Annotated in this window: 17 protein-coding genes; 7 read left to right on the forward strand and 10 right to left on the reverse strand. The window is 68.5% G+C overall.

Features of this window, described 5'->3' with window-relative positions:
- Positions 1 to 8 precede the first annotated feature (8 nt).
- Genes IU449_RS27575 through IU449_RS27610 form a run of 8 tightly spaced genes read right to left on the reverse strand, consistent with a single transcriptional unit; the run spans position 9 to position 7,146 of the window.
- Positions 9 to 425, reverse strand: a complete 417-nt coding sequence (locus IU449_RS27575; protein ID WP_195005103.1) for a hypothetical protein — start codon at positions 423 to 425, stop codon at positions 9 to 11.
- 40 nt (positions 426 to 465) lie between these two features.
- Positions 466 to 3,477, reverse strand: a complete 3,012-nt coding sequence (locus IU449_RS27580; RefSeq protein WP_195005104.1) for a toprim domain-containing protein — start codon at positions 3,475 to 3,477, stop codon at positions 466 to 468.
- A complete protein-coding gene (locus IU449_RS27585; protein WP_195005105.1) occupies positions 3,474 to 4,238 on the reverse strand; it encodes a DUF4913 domain-containing protein in 765 nt (254 codons plus the stop codon). Before IU449_RS27585 ends, IU449_RS27580 begins: the two co-directional genes overlap by 4 nt.
- On the reverse strand, positions 4,235 to 6,070 hold the full coding sequence (locus IU449_RS27590; protein ID WP_324188455.1) for a type IV secretory system conjugative DNA transfer family protein: 1,836 nt from the start codon (positions 6,068 to 6,070) through the stop codon (positions 4,235 to 4,237). The genes IU449_RS27585 and IU449_RS27590 overlap by 4 nt, the downstream gene beginning before the upstream one ends.
- Positions 6,067 to 6,333: a hypothetical protein gene (locus IU449_RS27595; RefSeq protein ID WP_195005106.1), complete on the reverse strand. Its 267-nt coding sequence runs from the start codon at positions 6,331 to 6,333 to the stop codon at positions 6,067 to 6,069. Before IU449_RS27595 ends, IU449_RS27590 begins: the two co-directional genes overlap by 4 nt.
- Positions 6,333 to 6,647, reverse strand: coding sequence for a WhiB family transcriptional regulator (locus IU449_RS27600; protein ID WP_195005107.1), 315 nt, complete (start codon positions 6,645 to 6,647; stop codon positions 6,333 to 6,335). Before IU449_RS27600 ends, IU449_RS27595 begins: the two co-directional genes overlap by 1 nt.
- Positions 6,644 to 6,907 carry a hypothetical protein gene (locus tag IU449_RS27605; RefSeq protein WP_195005108.1) on the reverse strand — a complete coding sequence of 88 codons (264 nt, stop codon included), beginning with the start codon at positions 6,905 to 6,907 and terminating at the stop codon, positions 6,644 to 6,646. The genes IU449_RS27600 and IU449_RS27605 overlap by 4 nt, the downstream gene beginning before the upstream one ends.
- A complete protein-coding gene (locus IU449_RS27610; protein ID WP_228805814.1) occupies positions 6,907 to 7,146 on the reverse strand; it encodes a hypothetical protein in 240 nt (79 codons plus the stop codon). The genes IU449_RS27605 and IU449_RS27610 overlap by 1 nt, the downstream gene beginning before the upstream one ends.
- Positions 7,147 to 7,335: 189 nt before the next feature.
- Between IU449_RS27610 and IU449_RS29925 the strand changes: the two genes are divergently transcribed.
- The 5 genes from IU449_RS29925 to IU449_RS27635 all read left to right on the forward strand — a co-directional run bounded on the left by IU449_RS29925 (position 7,336) and on the right by IU449_RS27635 (position 11,287).
- On the forward strand, positions 7,336 to 7,689 hold the full coding sequence (locus IU449_RS29925) for a GntR family transcriptional regulator (protein ID WP_195005110.1): 354 nt from the start codon (positions 7,336 to 7,338) through the stop codon (positions 7,687 to 7,689).
- A gap of 144 nt (positions 7,690 to 7,833) precedes the next feature.
- Complete coding sequence (locus tag IU449_RS27620; protein WP_228805815.1) at positions 7,834 to 8,628, forward strand: aminotransferase class IV family protein; 795 nt, start codon at positions 7,834 to 7,836, stop codon at positions 8,626 to 8,628.
- Positions 8,629 to 8,659: 31 nt separating this feature from the next.
- Positions 8,660 to 9,586, forward strand: a complete 927-nt coding sequence (locus IU449_RS27625) for an SUMF1/EgtB/PvdO family nonheme iron enzyme (protein ID WP_195005111.1) — start codon at positions 8,660 to 8,662, stop codon at positions 9,584 to 9,586.
- 4 nt (positions 9,587 to 9,590) lie between these two features.
- A complete protein-coding gene (locus IU449_RS27630) occupies positions 9,591 to 9,914 on the forward strand; it encodes a hypothetical protein (RefSeq protein ID WP_195005112.1) in 324 nt (107 codons plus the stop codon).
- 410 nt (positions 9,915 to 10,324) lie between these two features.
- The gene (locus IU449_RS27635) at positions 10,325 to 11,287 is read left to right on the forward strand and encodes a hypothetical protein (RefSeq protein WP_195005113.1); all 963 of its coding nucleotides are present in this window, start codon (positions 10,325 to 10,327) and stop codon (positions 11,285 to 11,287) included.
- A gap of 101 nt (positions 11,288 to 11,388) precedes the next feature.
- Here the strand turns inward: IU449_RS27635 and IU449_RS27640 are convergent, their stop codons facing one another.
- Positions 11,389 to 11,736, reverse strand: a complete 348-nt coding sequence (locus IU449_RS27640; protein WP_195005114.1) for a hypothetical protein — start codon at positions 11,734 to 11,736, stop codon at positions 11,389 to 11,391.
- Complete coding sequence (locus tag IU449_RS27645) at positions 11,733 to 12,587, reverse strand: ParA family protein (protein WP_195005115.1); 855 nt, start codon at positions 12,585 to 12,587, stop codon at positions 11,733 to 11,735. The genes IU449_RS27640 and IU449_RS27645 overlap by 4 nt, the downstream gene beginning before the upstream one ends.
- A gap of 187 nt (positions 12,588 to 12,774) precedes the next feature.
- Between IU449_RS27645 and IU449_RS27650 the strand changes: the two genes are divergently transcribed.
- Both IU449_RS27650 and IU449_RS27655 read left to right on the forward strand, forming a co-directional pair.
- Entirely contained in the window at positions 12,775 to 14,010 is a 1,236-nt protein-coding gene (locus IU449_RS27650) for a hypothetical protein (RefSeq protein ID WP_195005116.1), read from the forward strand.
- Positions 14,010 to 14,645, forward strand: a 636-nt coding sequence (locus IU449_RS27655) for a hypothetical protein (protein WP_195005117.1), incomplete at its 3' end; no start/stop codon positions are given. The genes IU449_RS27650 and IU449_RS27655, both read left to right, overlap by 1 nt.

The following is a 14,645-nucleotide window of genomic DNA, read 5'->3' on the forward strand; positions in this document are numbered from 1 at the left end:
GTGGCGGGTCAGCACCGGTCAGCCGTGCCACTGTCGGTGAGGCCTGTGGCGATGGCGGTGCGGCGGAAGTACTCGGCGTCGTGGGCTTGGGCGTCGAGCACTGCCTCCACCTGCCTGCGGGTGAGGCTGTCGTACCCGGCGGCGGTGAGGAGTTGGTCGAGTTCGCCGCAGTGGCCCAAGCATCGCTGCCGGAAGGCAACGGTGTTGGTGTCCGAGCCGATGTGCAGGTGCGAGAACTCGATGTTCTGCAGGGCGGCGCAGATGTCGTAGTAGAGATCTGGGTCGAGGTGATCGGTCGGCCCGAGCAGCATGCTGATCTCGCAGCCATGCGAGGTCAGCATGCGGATCACCGCCCGGTCGTGGCGCTGGGCGGCGGACAGCTCCTGCTCCTGCTCCTGGTGTTGGTTGTTGTCGGTGCTGGTCATCGTGGTGTCCCTTCGGGTTTCGGTGTGGTGGGAGTCGGTGTCAGATCTCGATGCCGGGGCCGTGGTCGCGGCCGGGGTCGATGTGGGTGGCGTGGTGGACTCCGGCGCCGGGGTTGGTGGTGCGTGCGCCGCGGGCCCGGTGTGCTTTGAGCGCGGCCGCGGCGGTGGGGTGGGCGTGGCCGGCGGAGGCGGCCACGCGTTGGGCGATGGAGTCCTCGTCCATCCCGGCGGCGCGCAGGCGTTCGGCGAGCTGGGTGCGGCGTTCGCTGCTGTCGTAGGGCGGGGGTTCGGGGCTGCGTTCGGCGATGACCGCATCGGTGCGGGCAGCCCACCGGTCGGCGATCCGGGCGGCCTGCTTGCCGACGGTCGCGGCTTCACTGGCGCCGAGGTCGAGCTGGGCGCGGACCTGGTTGCGCAGCGGCTCCCGCGCACCGGCGGCGGCCAGTTTCTGGTCGAGGCGTTCGGCCAGGCCGGTGGCTTCGTAGTTGGGCAGCGTCGCCCGCCCCGAGGCGAGATCGGTTTGCGCACCGATCACTTGGGTGACCGCATCCCGGGTTCGCCGCGCCGCCGCGGGTGGGGCGGCGTTGGAGGCCAGGACTTGCTCGACGTGGCGACGGGTGGCGCGGGTGGTGTCGTGGGCGATCTGGGTGGCGTGGTCGGCGTCGAGGGCGGCGGCGGAGCGGTCGTCTACGAACAGCATTTCCGGCACCGCCACCCCTGTGGTGGCGGGCAGTCCGGCGCGGGCGGGTAGCCGCACCCCGGACTCGACATCGCGCAGGACGGCGCGGAGTTGGTCGCGTTCGAGGTCGTGCAGGCCTTTGCCGTCCTTGATCGCTTTCACGATCTGGGTGCGGTGTCGGGCGGCGGCTTTGCGCATCTGGGCGGCGGTGGCGTCGTCGATATCGGCGGCCTTACCGGCGGTGGCTTCGGCTTGCGGGGCAAGCGTGGCGTACATGCGCACCGTGGTCGCCAGCTCCTCGCGGTCGACGTGGTCGGGCCACAGCCGTGCGAAGGCCCCGGCGGGGTTTTCGCGGATGGCGTTGCCGCGGGCCCGCACCGCTTCCTGGTCTTCGGGGGTGAGCACGGCCAGCGCGTCGGTCAGGCGCGAGCGCACCGAGGCGGTGGGACGGCCGGTGCGCAGCAGGTCCTGATAGGAGGTCAGCAGCCGGTCCACCCGGGGTTTGGCCTCTTCCCCGGCATCCACGAGCGGTGCGGGCATGCGCAGCAGTTCCCGGGTGGGCGTGACCGCCCGCACCGCCCCGAGCTCGCTGTCGGGGACCTGCTGGTTGGGGGTGCCGAGATATCCGGCGATGAATCGGATCTGGGTGCGGGTCTGCTCGTCGACCTTCTTCTCGGTCAGTTTCTTGGTCAGCTGGTCGAGTTGGCGGGCGCTGGGGTTGGTGCGCCATGCCTCGATGTCGGCGTACAGCTGGGCTTTGACCGACTCGTCGAGATCCTGTGCGGCGACCGCCTTGACCATGTGGTCCTGGGCCAGCCGGGTGCGAGCCTCACCGGCGCGGGCGGCTTCGGCGTCACGCAGCGCGTCGGCGATCTCCGGGGTGGGAGTGTCGGCGTCGGCGGTGTAGGCGTGCGGGTCGATCCGCACCCCGAACCGCTGCTCGACATGACCGGCGAGCTCCCGCAGCGACGCCGCGGCCACGGCACTGTTGGGCGCCCACGCCGCGGCATCGCGCACGGCTTCGGCGATCTCGGTGCGAGAAGCTTTCTCCCAGCCGTTGTCGGCCAGGGTCCGCAGCCGGGTCTCGACCGCAGCGCACTCGGCGGCCAGCCGCACTTCGGCGGCACGGCGTTCTTCCGCGGCGTCCTCGGCTGCCTTCTGGGCGGCGCGTAGGCGCTGGGTGACCATCGCCTGGGCCATCGCCAGCATCTGCTGCATCAGCAGCCGCCAGAACATCACCGCTTGGGTGCTGGCGTGGTCGATGTCGGGGGTGGTGTCGGCCGGCCGGTCGTCCAGGGACGGGGCCAGCATGTAGTCAGGCATCGGAGCGGTTCCTTCCGGAGACACCGCCGAGATTTCGACGGGAGCGGGACGCCCCGACACCACCGGTGAGGGTGGTGTCGGGGCGGAGGAGAAAGGGTCCAGGTGCGGGATCGGGTCGAGGTCGGCGATCTCGTGACCGCAGGCCAGATGGTCGGTGAGGTCCTTGCCGGTCGCGGCCTGGACCACCCGCACCCGCCCGACCAGCCCGGACAGGCTGGCCATCACACGTTCAGCGCGCCGGTATCCGGCGGTGTCACGGTCGGCGACGATGACGACCGTGCCCGCCCCGGCCAGCCACTTCGCGTGCTCGCCCGACCAGGACGTGGCGCCGCCGGCGTTGGTGGTGGCACACAGTCCGGCGGATTCGGCGGCGTGGACGTCCTTTTCGCCTTCGACGACATAGATGACCCCGCCGTCGGCGATGGTGTCGAGGACTTGGGGCAGCCGGTACGGGATCGGGTCGAACCCCCCGAACTCCATCCGCCCCGACTGCGGGTCCCAGTGGGACTGGCGGAAGTCCTTGTCCCGGCCGTGTTCGAAGTCCGCCTCACGGCGGATGACCTCACCGGCGACAGTGCCGTCCGCCCGCACGTATTCGTATGCGGCGACCTTCCGCCACGGCGAGACCTGGCGGCCGAGATCGGGGCGTTTCGGTTGGGTGGCGGGTAGTCCGGCGGCGGACAGGGCTCGGTCGGCGGGTGAGAGCGGTTGGGGGCGGGGCCGGTTCGCGCGGCGGCCCCGCCCCCCACTGCCCTCGATGCGCCGGTCGAACATGTCGCGGACCTGCAGCCCGACGGCTGCGAGGACGTCGTCGTTCTCGCAGCCGGCGAAGCAGCGCACCACCGTCCGCTGGGCGGTGGAGTCGTACTTCACCCCGAGTGAGGGCTTGTGGTGGCGGCCGTCGCCTTCGTGGGCCGGGCAGCAGTACTTCGTCCACGCCCCCGAGGGCCTGCCGGGGCCGACGGCCTGGTCCAGGGCGGCGGTGATGGTCTCCCATGACCCCTGCGCCCGGGCAGCAGTGCGGTGGTGGTTGTGGGCCGGGGCGTTCATTCCAGGAACGTCCTGACCACGCGGGTGGTGCCGACCGAGGGCGCGGGCACGAACAGGGCCGTGGAGTGCGGGGTGTAGTCCTCGGCGTCGCTGGTGCCGGCGGGGGCGGCGATGGTCGGCAGCGTCCGCAGGCATTCGCCGCCGCGGTTGTGCCCGTGCTGGACCGAGCAGTACTTGAACGGGCCCTCGGGGTCGAGGATGCGGGCCATGTGCGGGTCGAAATGCACCAGCCAGAACAGCGACGACTCGGTCGTCTCCCCCGTGCGCAGCGCCTCGAACGCGCGGTGCAGGGCGGTCATCCGGTTGTAGACCTCGCCGTGGTCCCACCAGCGCGGGCACCACGCCAGCTGCGAGTCACGCCCGTGCACATCCCGGCGATACAGCTTGGCCACGTACTCCTCGACGAACTCCTCCACCGAGGCGAACATCTGCTCGCCCCCGTCGCCGTCGTCGTCGGTCTCGGCCACCGCCGCGGCACCAGCAGTGCCCGGTTCCGGTTCCGGCTCGGGTTCGGGATCCAGCGCCAGCGTGGTCTCCAGGACCGCGGTCTCGCGCATCCCGGCCAGCACCTCCGGGGTGAGCATGCTCTCGACCACGTCGTCTGCGATGGCCTTGGCCTTGGCGGCCAGCGACGCGGTGACCGCGCGAGCGACAGCGGTTTCCAGCAGCTCCCCCAAGTCCATCTGCGGGATCACCGCCGCCGCATCCGTTTCGGGCGCGGTCTCGCCGGTGGTCTGGTTGGTGTTGGTGGTCTCGCTCATGCGATGTCCTCCTTGCTGGTCAGGGGCGGCACGACGCTCAGCAGCGGCGCCGCCTTCGGAGTGGTTGCGGGGCCGTGCTCGGCGATGGAGGCGGTCACGGCGGCGGCATACGGGCGGGTCATCCATGGCACCGTCTCGGCCAGCACCGCGCGGTGACCGGAGGTCAGCACCAGCGCGCGGCCCTTGGGCAGCGCGGCCAGATCGCTCGGGGTGAGGGTGCGTTCGGTGGTGCGGGAGGTCGACCTCGAGGTGGAGTCCTTGGACTTGGAGACCGAGGTGGTCAGGGTGTAGTGGTCACCGACCAGCTCGGAGACATCACGCAGGAACCCGGTGTCACGCAGACCGGCGCCGAGCACGACGACATTGGCCGCCGACAGCAGCGCCCGCATCCCGTCCTCACCCCAGCAGCGCACGCCCTGGCCCCAGGACTGCAGGATCGTCATCACCACGATCCCGCGGGACCCGAAATGGGAGTACTGCTTGGGCAGGTCACGCCACCTGACGATGTTGGCGGCCTCATCGAGCAGCACCAGCATCGGCACCGGCAGCCGCCCACCCGCGTGGCGGGCGCCGACGGTCTTCCCGGCGGCGGCGACCGCCGCGCACAACGCCGTCACCAACGGCCCCGCCGAGCCTTTGCCCTCTTCACTGAGCGGATACAGGGTGTCGCGGGAGGTGACGAAGTTGTTGGCGTCGAACGCCTTCCGGGGACGCTGTCCGGCCTGCGGTGGGCTGACCCACGGCTGGATCCGCGAGTACTTCAAGCACGCGGCCATCTTCTTCGCGGTGCCGAAGATGCCCGCCCGCTGCTTGTCCGGCGCCTGGTACTGGGCGTTCAACGCCGCCGCCACCAGGGTGAATCCGGCGCGGTCGCAGATCTTGACCGGGGTGGTGTCCTTGACGTCGGTCACCCACTCGAACACCTGCGCCACCGGCCGCTTGTCCAACGCCGCCGCCAGGAACAGCCCCGCCAGCAGGTCCTCGCCCTCGGGCTCGAAAAACGCGTCCCCGCGATCGGAGTCCCCCGCGGCGGCGAAATGCGCGGCCAGCTCCGCCGCACGCTCTTGGGCCCCCAGCCCGCCCTCGTCACCGAGGACCCACGCCATCGGATCCCAGAACCAGGAGCACTCCTCCCCCGCCACGCCTTGCGGGTCGAACACCCACACCCGGCCCCGCTGCGCACGGGCCGCGCGGGTGGCGTCGACGACGTCACGCTTGTTGCTGGTGGCGACTACCGCGCCGGGGGCTTCCATCACCGCCGGAATCACGCGGCTGGTGGACTTACCCGAGCGGGGACCCCAGATATCGAGGTGCAGGTCCTCATAGGAGGCGTAGAGGGCGCGACCGTCGAGGACCGCCCGCCCGATCAGCACACCCGGCGCGTCATCGGCACCCAGCTGCACGTTCAGCGCCGCGGCCTTCGCCATGATCGCGTCGCGACCCAGACCGGCGAGTTCCTTGCCGCGGGCCATGAACCGCGCCTGCGCATCCACGGCTTCACGCTTGATGCGGCCGCGATCTCGGTAGAGAGCCTGGCATTTGCGGCACGTCGCCCGCCACGCCCACACCGACCCGGCGACCGTGGCCACCGTGCCCGCGACCAGGGTGACCGCACCACCGGTCGCGGCGGCGGTCCACACCAGGTCACCGGTGGCGATATTGATCGCCATGGTCACCGGATTCCAGGACACATCCTGATCGGGGCCGCCGTAGAGGGCCTCACCGATGCGGATGCTCATCCCGGCCGCCTCACCCAAACCGAACCCGACGGCCACGGCGATCGGGTACTGCAGACCCTCCTCGAAATCGGCACTGCCGCGAGGGGCTTTCACGCTGCGGTCCACACCGCACCTCCTGTGGGGTTGGCCGAGACGACGACGCGGGTCGCGCCGTCGTGGCCGTGAATCGAACGGATGTCATCGAGGGACGAGGCCTCGACCGTCGTGCGGACCGGGCCGCGCCAGCGCATCGAGACCGTGCCGTCCGGCCACACCACCCCATCGGCGACCACACCGGTCCCGGAGAAGCCGGTGATGTCGCGGTCGCGGTGGAGCTGGAAAAACCGCACTGCGGCGGTGGTTTCGGTGCTGGCCATCACGCGGCCCCCCACACCCGGATCGGGCCGCCGGCCGCGATCTCGGCGAGCTTGTCGGCGGCCGCATGGCGGCGCGCCTTGCTGCCGTCGACGGTGGGCACCAGCACCCCGGCGACCACACAGTCGGTCAGCAGCCGGGCACGCACCAGCGACTCGGCCCACGCCGCGCATTCGGCCAGCACCGGGCAGCCCGCGCACACCGCTTGCGCGGCCCGCACCTGGCTCTGCCGCAAACCGGACACGAAGAACGCATCCTGCGGGATACCGGCACACGACCGCTCCGGCCTCGACGCCGGATCCAGGAACCTGCTCACCGCTGCTCACCCCCGACCGACACCGAGGGGGTGGTGGTGCGCAGGGAGCAGAACGGCTCACACGGGCCCAGCTCACGCGTCACCGGCACCGTCGAGTACTCCCGCGACGGGAACGCCAGCAAGACAGCGACCATCACCGCCAGTCCGACCAGCACGACACCGGCCAGCAGCAGCGCCATCGCCGACACCACCCCGGCCCCACGGCCACCGGTGTCCGGCACGATCACCAGCGGGATGTCGATCACACGCTCGCGCACCATCACGCCACCACCGGCATGGCGACGAACGCCCGCGCCTCGGCAGCGGTCAAACCGAGCACCGCGGCCCACCGCTCGACTTCCAGCTGCTGCGGGGCGACCGCGATCCGCATCGCCGCCGACGCCTGCTCCCGGGTCAACTGCCGCCCGGGCAGGTAGTCCACGACCCACCGGTCCTGGCCCACGTAATCGGCGTGATGCTCGGTCGCCTCCGACACCATGTGGCCGTCAGCGACGTACACCGCCGGGATCGTGGGAGCTGCTGCGCGGCGCCATGTCTCGCGCGTCCACACATTCGGGATGTTCATCTGTTCCTCGCTTTCTTCGGGGCCGTCCAGGCCCACGCCTGATCGAGTGAATCACAGACAATCGATTCAATCAATAGTGAATCGATTGACCAGATTGACCTGTGATCCACCTATGATGTCCGGGTGAGGAAGCCGACCCAGCCCCGATACGCTCAGATCGCCGACGAACTGCGCGCTCGAATCGAGCGAGGGGACTACAAGCCTGGGGATCAGATCCCGACAAAGGCTGAGCTCATGGCCCAATGGGGCGTCGCGCTGAACACTGTGGCGCGCGCGGTTACTGAGCTACAGCAGGCCGGTCTGATCGAGACACATCAAGGTCTCGGGAGTTTCGTACGGGTCCCCCCTGAGCCAGAACCGGCCCCTCAGGACGAGCTCGCAGTACTGCGGGCGCGTGTCATTCGGTTGGAGGAGCAGTTGGCGGCGGTGTACGAGCACCTCGGCCTAGAGCCTCCCCCTCTTGACGCTGCCTCCTAGCGCGGACGTTCTGATGTCGAAATGTCCTGTCGGCCATGCGAAGAAGTCTCTGCCGGTATCAGCGCGGTCGGAACCGACGCTGATCCACCTTCTACCGAACTTGCACCGAACTTCGGAAGCTGAGACACCCGGGCCAGTGAAACGATGACCTACATGGAACTCAACGGCCTCCCGGTCACCGTCGATCAGTTGAAAGCCCTGGCGCTGGTCAACTACGGCCACTTCACTTCGATCCGAGTCGAAGGCCACGCCGGCGCACGAGGACTCTCCTTGCACCTCGATCGCCTGACCCGGGACTGTCGTGAGGTATTCGGCGTCGAGCTGGATCCTGACCGCGTTCGGTCGCTGATCCGCCATGCCCTGAACGGCACAGACAAGGCTGTTGTCCTGAGGATCACGGTCTACGATCCCGCCCTGGAGCTCGGTCGCCCCGCCGCTGCGGCTGATCCCCACATCCTGGTGACCTTCCGTGAAGCTGGAACCGTACCGTTGGGCCCTCTTGCCCTTCAGTCCGCTGTCTACTCACGGGATTTGGCAAGGGTGAAGCACATCGGGCTCTTCGGTGCTCTCCATCAGCGGCGAGCTGCCCAGCTCAATGGCTTCGACGACGTCGTGTTCACTACGCCAGAGGGGGCAATCAGTGAGATCGCAACCTCCAATATCGGGTTCATCGATGAAGAAGGCCGCCTCATCTGGCCGCGCGCGGACGTGTTGCCCGGGACCACGATGCGCTTGATCAGCCAGGCCCTCGACGAGGACGTCAACACCAGCCCCATCACGCTGTCGCAACTGGGCGACTTCGCGGCGGTTGTGGCCACGAACGCGGCAGTGGGGGTCCGGGCGGTGCACCGCATCGATGACGCACGATGGCCTGTTGATCACCAGGTCATCGACCACATCCGCAAAGAGTATGAGGCGATTCCGCCAGAACGGATTTGACGATCGGTGGGGAGACCATGGGGAGTGGGCGATGATTTCGAGCGTCAAACGATGGACCGGCGCAGAGGTTAGGGCGCTTCGAGAAGCGCGGCGGATGAGCGTTGTCGACTTCGCGGCTCATCTGGGGGTCAGTGATCGCATGGTCTCCAAGTGGGAGTCCGGCGGGCGCCGGATCTGTCCTCGGCCGATCAATCAGGCGGCCCTCGACACCTCGCTCTTGAGGCTGGACCCTATGGCACGTGCGCGCTTCACTGAGTTCGTATCGCCTGACGTGCTCAGCGAAGCCCGAGACACCGATGTCGATGACGCGCGCGAGCGCGTACGACATCCAATCGATGGCAAGCTCATGACCTGGGTCGGTGAAGGCGTCTACCTCGCTGGCCCACAGGACGAACCGGCGTGGGTGGCCGGCTTCTACATCGACGTCTACCCCACCACCAACCGGGACTATGCGCGGTTCACTGCGGCGACGGGCCATACGGCACCACAGCACTGGATAGATGGCCAGCCTCCTCACAGGGAGATGGACCATCCTGTCGTATGGGTGAACTGGGAAGATGCCACCGCATACGCTCAATGGGCACAAAAAGCACTTCCCACCAGCGCGCAGTGGGAGAAAGCCGCTCGCGGCACACGCGGCAACCGCTACCCGTGGGGTAGCCAGACCACGCCCGCGAAGGGGAACTTCCGTGGCTCTGGCCCAGGGACGACGACACCAGTCGACCAGTACAAGAGCGGTGCTTCTCCCTACGAGGTCTACGACATGTGCGGAAACGTATGGGAGTGGCTGTCTTCCGAGACCACACCTGGCCGGTTCGAACTCAAGGGGGGTGCCTTCACGAGTCCGTTCGACCGCGCGGCTCCCTCCGCGTGGAACGACGCCAGCACCAGGATGTGTGATGACGACACCGGCTTTCGCTGTGCCACAGCAAGTCTTCGGACTGCCGCCGGTGGTTGAGCACGTGGCGTTTCAGCTGTCGGCCAGGCGAACCCACGAATTCATTCAGAGAAGTTCGGCGTGTCTGTCCTCGATCTTCCGCTATCGGGAATTAGCGTTAACCACCATGGCGAGACCGGTAAGCATGCCTCCTTCCAAGCTGTCGGGAGTGCGCCTGTCCATCGACCTCCTAGAGGCGTGTGACGAGGCGATCCGAGAGCGTGGGCTGACCAAACGAGAGTTCTTCGAGCGGGCCCTGCGGCGTGAATTGGTCCTTGGCCAGCCTGAGCCGGAAGCACCGGGCCAGGAAGCGCTCGACCTCGATGTAGACCGAAAGGAATGCGCGTAGGCGTGACGCCGATCGGGTGATCCGCCCCGACCCTCCTACAACCTCATAAACGCGAGAAACCCCCGGCCGGCACGCCGAGGGTTTGGTCTCGCCCACTGAAGGGGCTTTTGCTTTTGGCAAGCAAGTCTCAGGGTAGCGCACGTCCCTGCAATGGGACACGCGTACACACCCTTACGCGTACAAAATGTGCGCCTTACCACTCTCACCAGCGGAAACAGCACAACCAAAGACGGTCACCCGGTCGTGTCGGCGTATCGTTCGCGGGGCTTTTCCAGCTTCCGCCGCTGCGGTTACAGCTGCCCGAGAACGCCTACGCCGGTGTCCCGGCCTGCTGGTGGTCACGCGAGCGCTGGGTCGCGCACAACCTGGCCCTCTACGACGAGCACTACACACTGCTGCGGCGACAGAACATGGTCGAAGCCGTGGCCCGCAAGACCTTCGAGGCCTACCTGCTCACCGAATCCGCAGGCGCGGACTACCACACCGGCCGTGACGCCCGCGTCTCCCTCGCCCGACTGCAGGCCGCCACCCACCGCCAACGCTCCACTGTGCTGCGCTGCCGCCGCCTGACCCGCAAACTCGGCACCCGCACCACCGTGTTCACCGGCCGCCACCGCACCCGAGAAGAACGCCTCGACTCCCACAAGCGGCAAGACCGATCCCGCGGCTGGGCCTCCGTCGCCGCCCTGCACGAATCGGTCGTCCTGCCTGTGGATAACTCCCACGTCGAAAAGCTCCTTGACCAGGGTTTTGGCACCCCACCCGAACGAAGTGAGGGTTCTTCTTTTCTCTCACGGCAGAAATCGGTTACTTCACCAACAACCATGAGGGATCGCGCTTCGCGCTGCCTAGACAAGAGCGGGCGGCGGCGGACACCTCGGGCCTACGACCAGCGGGCGGTCAAACTGGTGGCCAGAATGCACCGTGACGAGCGTTTCCCGCTCTGGGTACGGATGACCTCACGCGGCCAGCTCACCGCCGTGGTGACGCGCAAAGCCGTCGCCGGTTGGGATGTCGACGACATCTACGGCGCCCTCGAGGAAGTTCGCATCGGCGGCCGCGCACCGATCACCCGCCCGGACAACCCCGCCGGCTATCTCAGCTGGCTGCTCCGCCAGATCCCCGACGACGTACCACCCGCTCGGCTCGACCGCGCCCGCGAAGTCGCCGCCACCGAAGTCGAACACGCCACCTGGCGCCGCGAACTCGAGCAGATGCGCCAAGCTCGCACGACCGCAACCGGCATGAACGCCGCCGCACGAGCGACCCGCGACGCACTCGCCACCCGCACACACGGACAAGCCGCCGCCCGTGCCAGGGAAGCCGAGCAGGCCCGCCGAGAACTCGCCCAGAAGGCGCGCAACGGCCGATAGCGGCCCTATGTCGGCGGAGGTGCTGTATCGCCCTGCCAGAACCAGACGGCGACGCCCAATGTGTAGCTAGCTAGGCGTGCTAGCACACTTAGCTTCGCTGGTCAGCAGCCGTTTCGGTCGAGAAATTCCCGCAGTGCCTGGTCGGTGATGGAGGCGAACGAGATGGTTCGGTCGCCGGTCTCGTAGCGCAGTTTGTCGACTGCGCGAGCCAGTCGCTCACGCGTGGAGGGACGGATGCGGACGTTGTGCTGCTCGATGAGGCGCTCCTCCAGCGGCACGCTGGGCGCGGGCCCGGACATCGATGGCGCCTTGAGCGGGGCCGCCGCGGTGGACGGGGCCTGGGCTGGTGGTTCCGGAGTCGGCGCCACTGGCGGCGGGGTGGGCTTGTCCGGGATGGCGTCGGCGGGATGGCGTCGTTTGATGGCTGGTTCGCGGTTCACAGCGTTCATGCGCGGGCTCCGTCCTTGATGAGGCCGAGCTCGACGGCCAGATCGGTGTAGGCGATCTGCAAGGCAATCGCCTTGCCCCCTTGGAACAAATGGATCGGCATCGCGGATGAGTGCGCGTCCTGGCGGGCGGCCAGATCAGGAATGACGGTCCTGCAGACCAGTCCTCCCGCCTCGTCGCCGATGGTGCCGTAGGCCTGCCGCAGTTCGCGCTCGCGGAAGTTGTGCTCACCGTTGTTGCGGCGGCGCGACACCACGATCGCGCCGAGCTCCAGTCGGGGGTTCGGGCGCCGGCGGACCCGCTCGATGGTCTCCTCGACCTCGGTGACGCCCTTCACGCTGTCCTTGGTCGCCTCAGTGACAACCAGGGCCAGGTCGGCGGCGACCAACGCCGAGAACAGCAACCGGCCCAACGAGGGCGGGCAGTCGAACAGCACCGCGTCGTAAGCACTGAGATCGACCCCGTCGAAGGCCGCATCCAGGCGCCAGACCAGATCGGCGTCGCCAGCCTCCTCGACAGCCGCCAGCTCTCGAGTGGCCGGCGCAATGTCGACAAGATCCCACTGGGAGGCAACGACCACATCGGCCAAGGCCCCCGGCTGAGCAGATCGGTCGAACAAGTCCGCCACCGTCGGCTGCCCGGCGACCACCTCTACGCCGACACCGGAGGTCGCATTGCCCTGCGGGTCCATGTCCATCACGAGCACTCGCCCACCCTGACCACGGGTCCTGCCGTGCGCTATCGCACTGGCCAGCCCCAGCGTGGTGGCGGTTTTTCCTACCCCGCCCTTCTGGTTAGCCAAGACCAGACGGCGAGGCTGGCTCCCATTGCTATCAGCGTTCGACTGGCTCACAGAGCGAACCTAACACCAATAGCAAGCACCGCTACCAGCAACAACACACGTAGCAAGCAGAGCGAGCAAATCAAGCGCAGCGACGGTAGCTCTGCTAGCAAGGTTAGCTAGCATAAAATGTTTTGTAACTACGTTTTAACTAATATAAATAACTTAAAACGAAAACGATTTATGGTAGACTTGGTGGGTGACGAACCCAGAAGGCAGCCCCACCCCCGGGGCGCAGAAGAGCGCTGACGAGCGCGTTTGCCAATTTCCGGTCGCCTACGACCCCGGGTCCGGGGAGTTCGAGGTCGCCGGGCATCCGTTGCCGCCGCCTCCGCCGGGGCGGGGCCGCTTGCCCGCGTACTGCGGTGAGTTCCACATCGATCCGGACGGGGTGCGGCGTCGCCACGACCGCGCGGGCGCGTTTCAGCGCAAGCGGGAGCTGCAGATCGAGGCCGCCGGTGGGGCGGTGAAGCGCCCTGATCGGCCCGCGGCGCGACCGGTGACCTCCGCGCGGGCCTCGCTGGCGGAGCTGTTGGCGCAGTGGGAGATGGTGACTACCGCGCATCGGGCGCAGCAAAGTGAGATAGTCGATCGGGTCGCCGAGATCGTGGCCACCGCCGGTGATCCCGACGCCGCCGTTGCCGAAGTCGCGCGTATCCGTGCCGAAGCCCAAGCCGAGATCGACGAGACCCGTCGTGGCGCCGCTGAAGCGGAGGCCGAGGCTGAGGCTGCTCGCCGGGACCTGACCCGCGCGCTGGAAGACAAGGTGCTGGCCGAAGGGGCGGCCGAGGATGCCATCGCCGAGCGGGATGCGCGGATCGCTGAGGCCGAGGCCGAGGTCGAACAGATCCGCGCGGCCGCGGCTGCGGAGGTCGCTGCCGCCCGTGCCGAGGCCGAGACCGCGCGTGCCGAGCGGGAGCGGGCGCTTTCCGACGCCGCCGCGCGGGTCGAGGCGGCCGAGCGGGCAGCGCAGGAGCAGATCCGCGCCGTGCGGGCGGAAGCCGAAGCCGAAATCGAGTCTGCGCGGCACACCGCCGCTGAGCAGGTCCGGGTCGCTGAGGAGCGGGCACGGGTCGCGAGCTTGGCTCAGCGGGAGGCCGAGCGGGACCGCTCCGGCGCCGAGCAGGCGGCCGCTGATGCCCGGACCGAGGCTCAGCAGCTGCGCCGTGACCTCGAGGCAGCTCGGGCCGAGCTGGCCGAGCAGACCCAGGCCGCCCGGGCTGAGCGGGAGCAGCTGCGCGGCGACCTGGAAACCGCCCGCGCGGAGGCCCGCACCGATCGTGAGCAGCTGCGCACCGATCATGCCGCCGAGATCGTCCGTGTCCAGGACGCGGCGGCCACGCAGGTCACCGCGCTGCAGAAGGCGTTGGCCACCGCCGAATCCACCATCTCCCGACTCGAATCCGAGATCGCCCGCATGAAGGAGTCCCGCTGATGTTCCGTCGCAGACCTGCTGAGGTCGTCGACCCGTTGCTCACCGCCCCGCTGCCCGATCGGGTCGCGACCGCACACACCCGACTGGCGCACCAGGACGACCCGGCGCTGATCGCCGCGCTGTCGGAGCGGGAGCTGGCCCAGGAGCGTGAGGTCGCCGAGGCCGTGCGCGATCACGCGCGCCAGGAGGAACTCGCGCGGGTGTCCTCGGCGCAGTCGGTGTCGGCGGAGATCCGCCGTGCGCAGGAAGCGATCGTGCGCGCGGAGGCGGCCGACCTGGTCGTCGCGCGTAAAGCGTTGGCCGAGCAGCGGCGCCAGGCTTCCGCCCACTCCCAGGTCGCCGCTCTCTACCGGCAGAAGACCTGGGCCTCGCGCGCGCTGGCCGGCGTGGTGCTGGGCGCGATGCTCTACAGCGCGGTCAACGTGCAGCAGAACCTCGCCCCCGGTGGTGCGGGGGATCCGCTGTTCTGGGCGAGCTACCTGCTGGAGGCGCTGATCTCCACCGTGCTGGTGGTGTTCATGGTCAATTCCGCCGCTGTCGCGCGGTGGAAGGTCACCGAGGACGAGACCCTGATCCGGTGGATCGAGGGTGCGCTGCTGGCGATGAGCATCGGTTTGAACACCTACCCGTACCTG

Origin of the sequence: Nocardia higoensis (assembly GCF_015477835.1) — a bacterium.
GTDB lineage: Bacteria > Actinomycetota > Actinomycetes > Mycobacteriales > Mycobacteriaceae > Nocardia > Nocardia higoensis_A.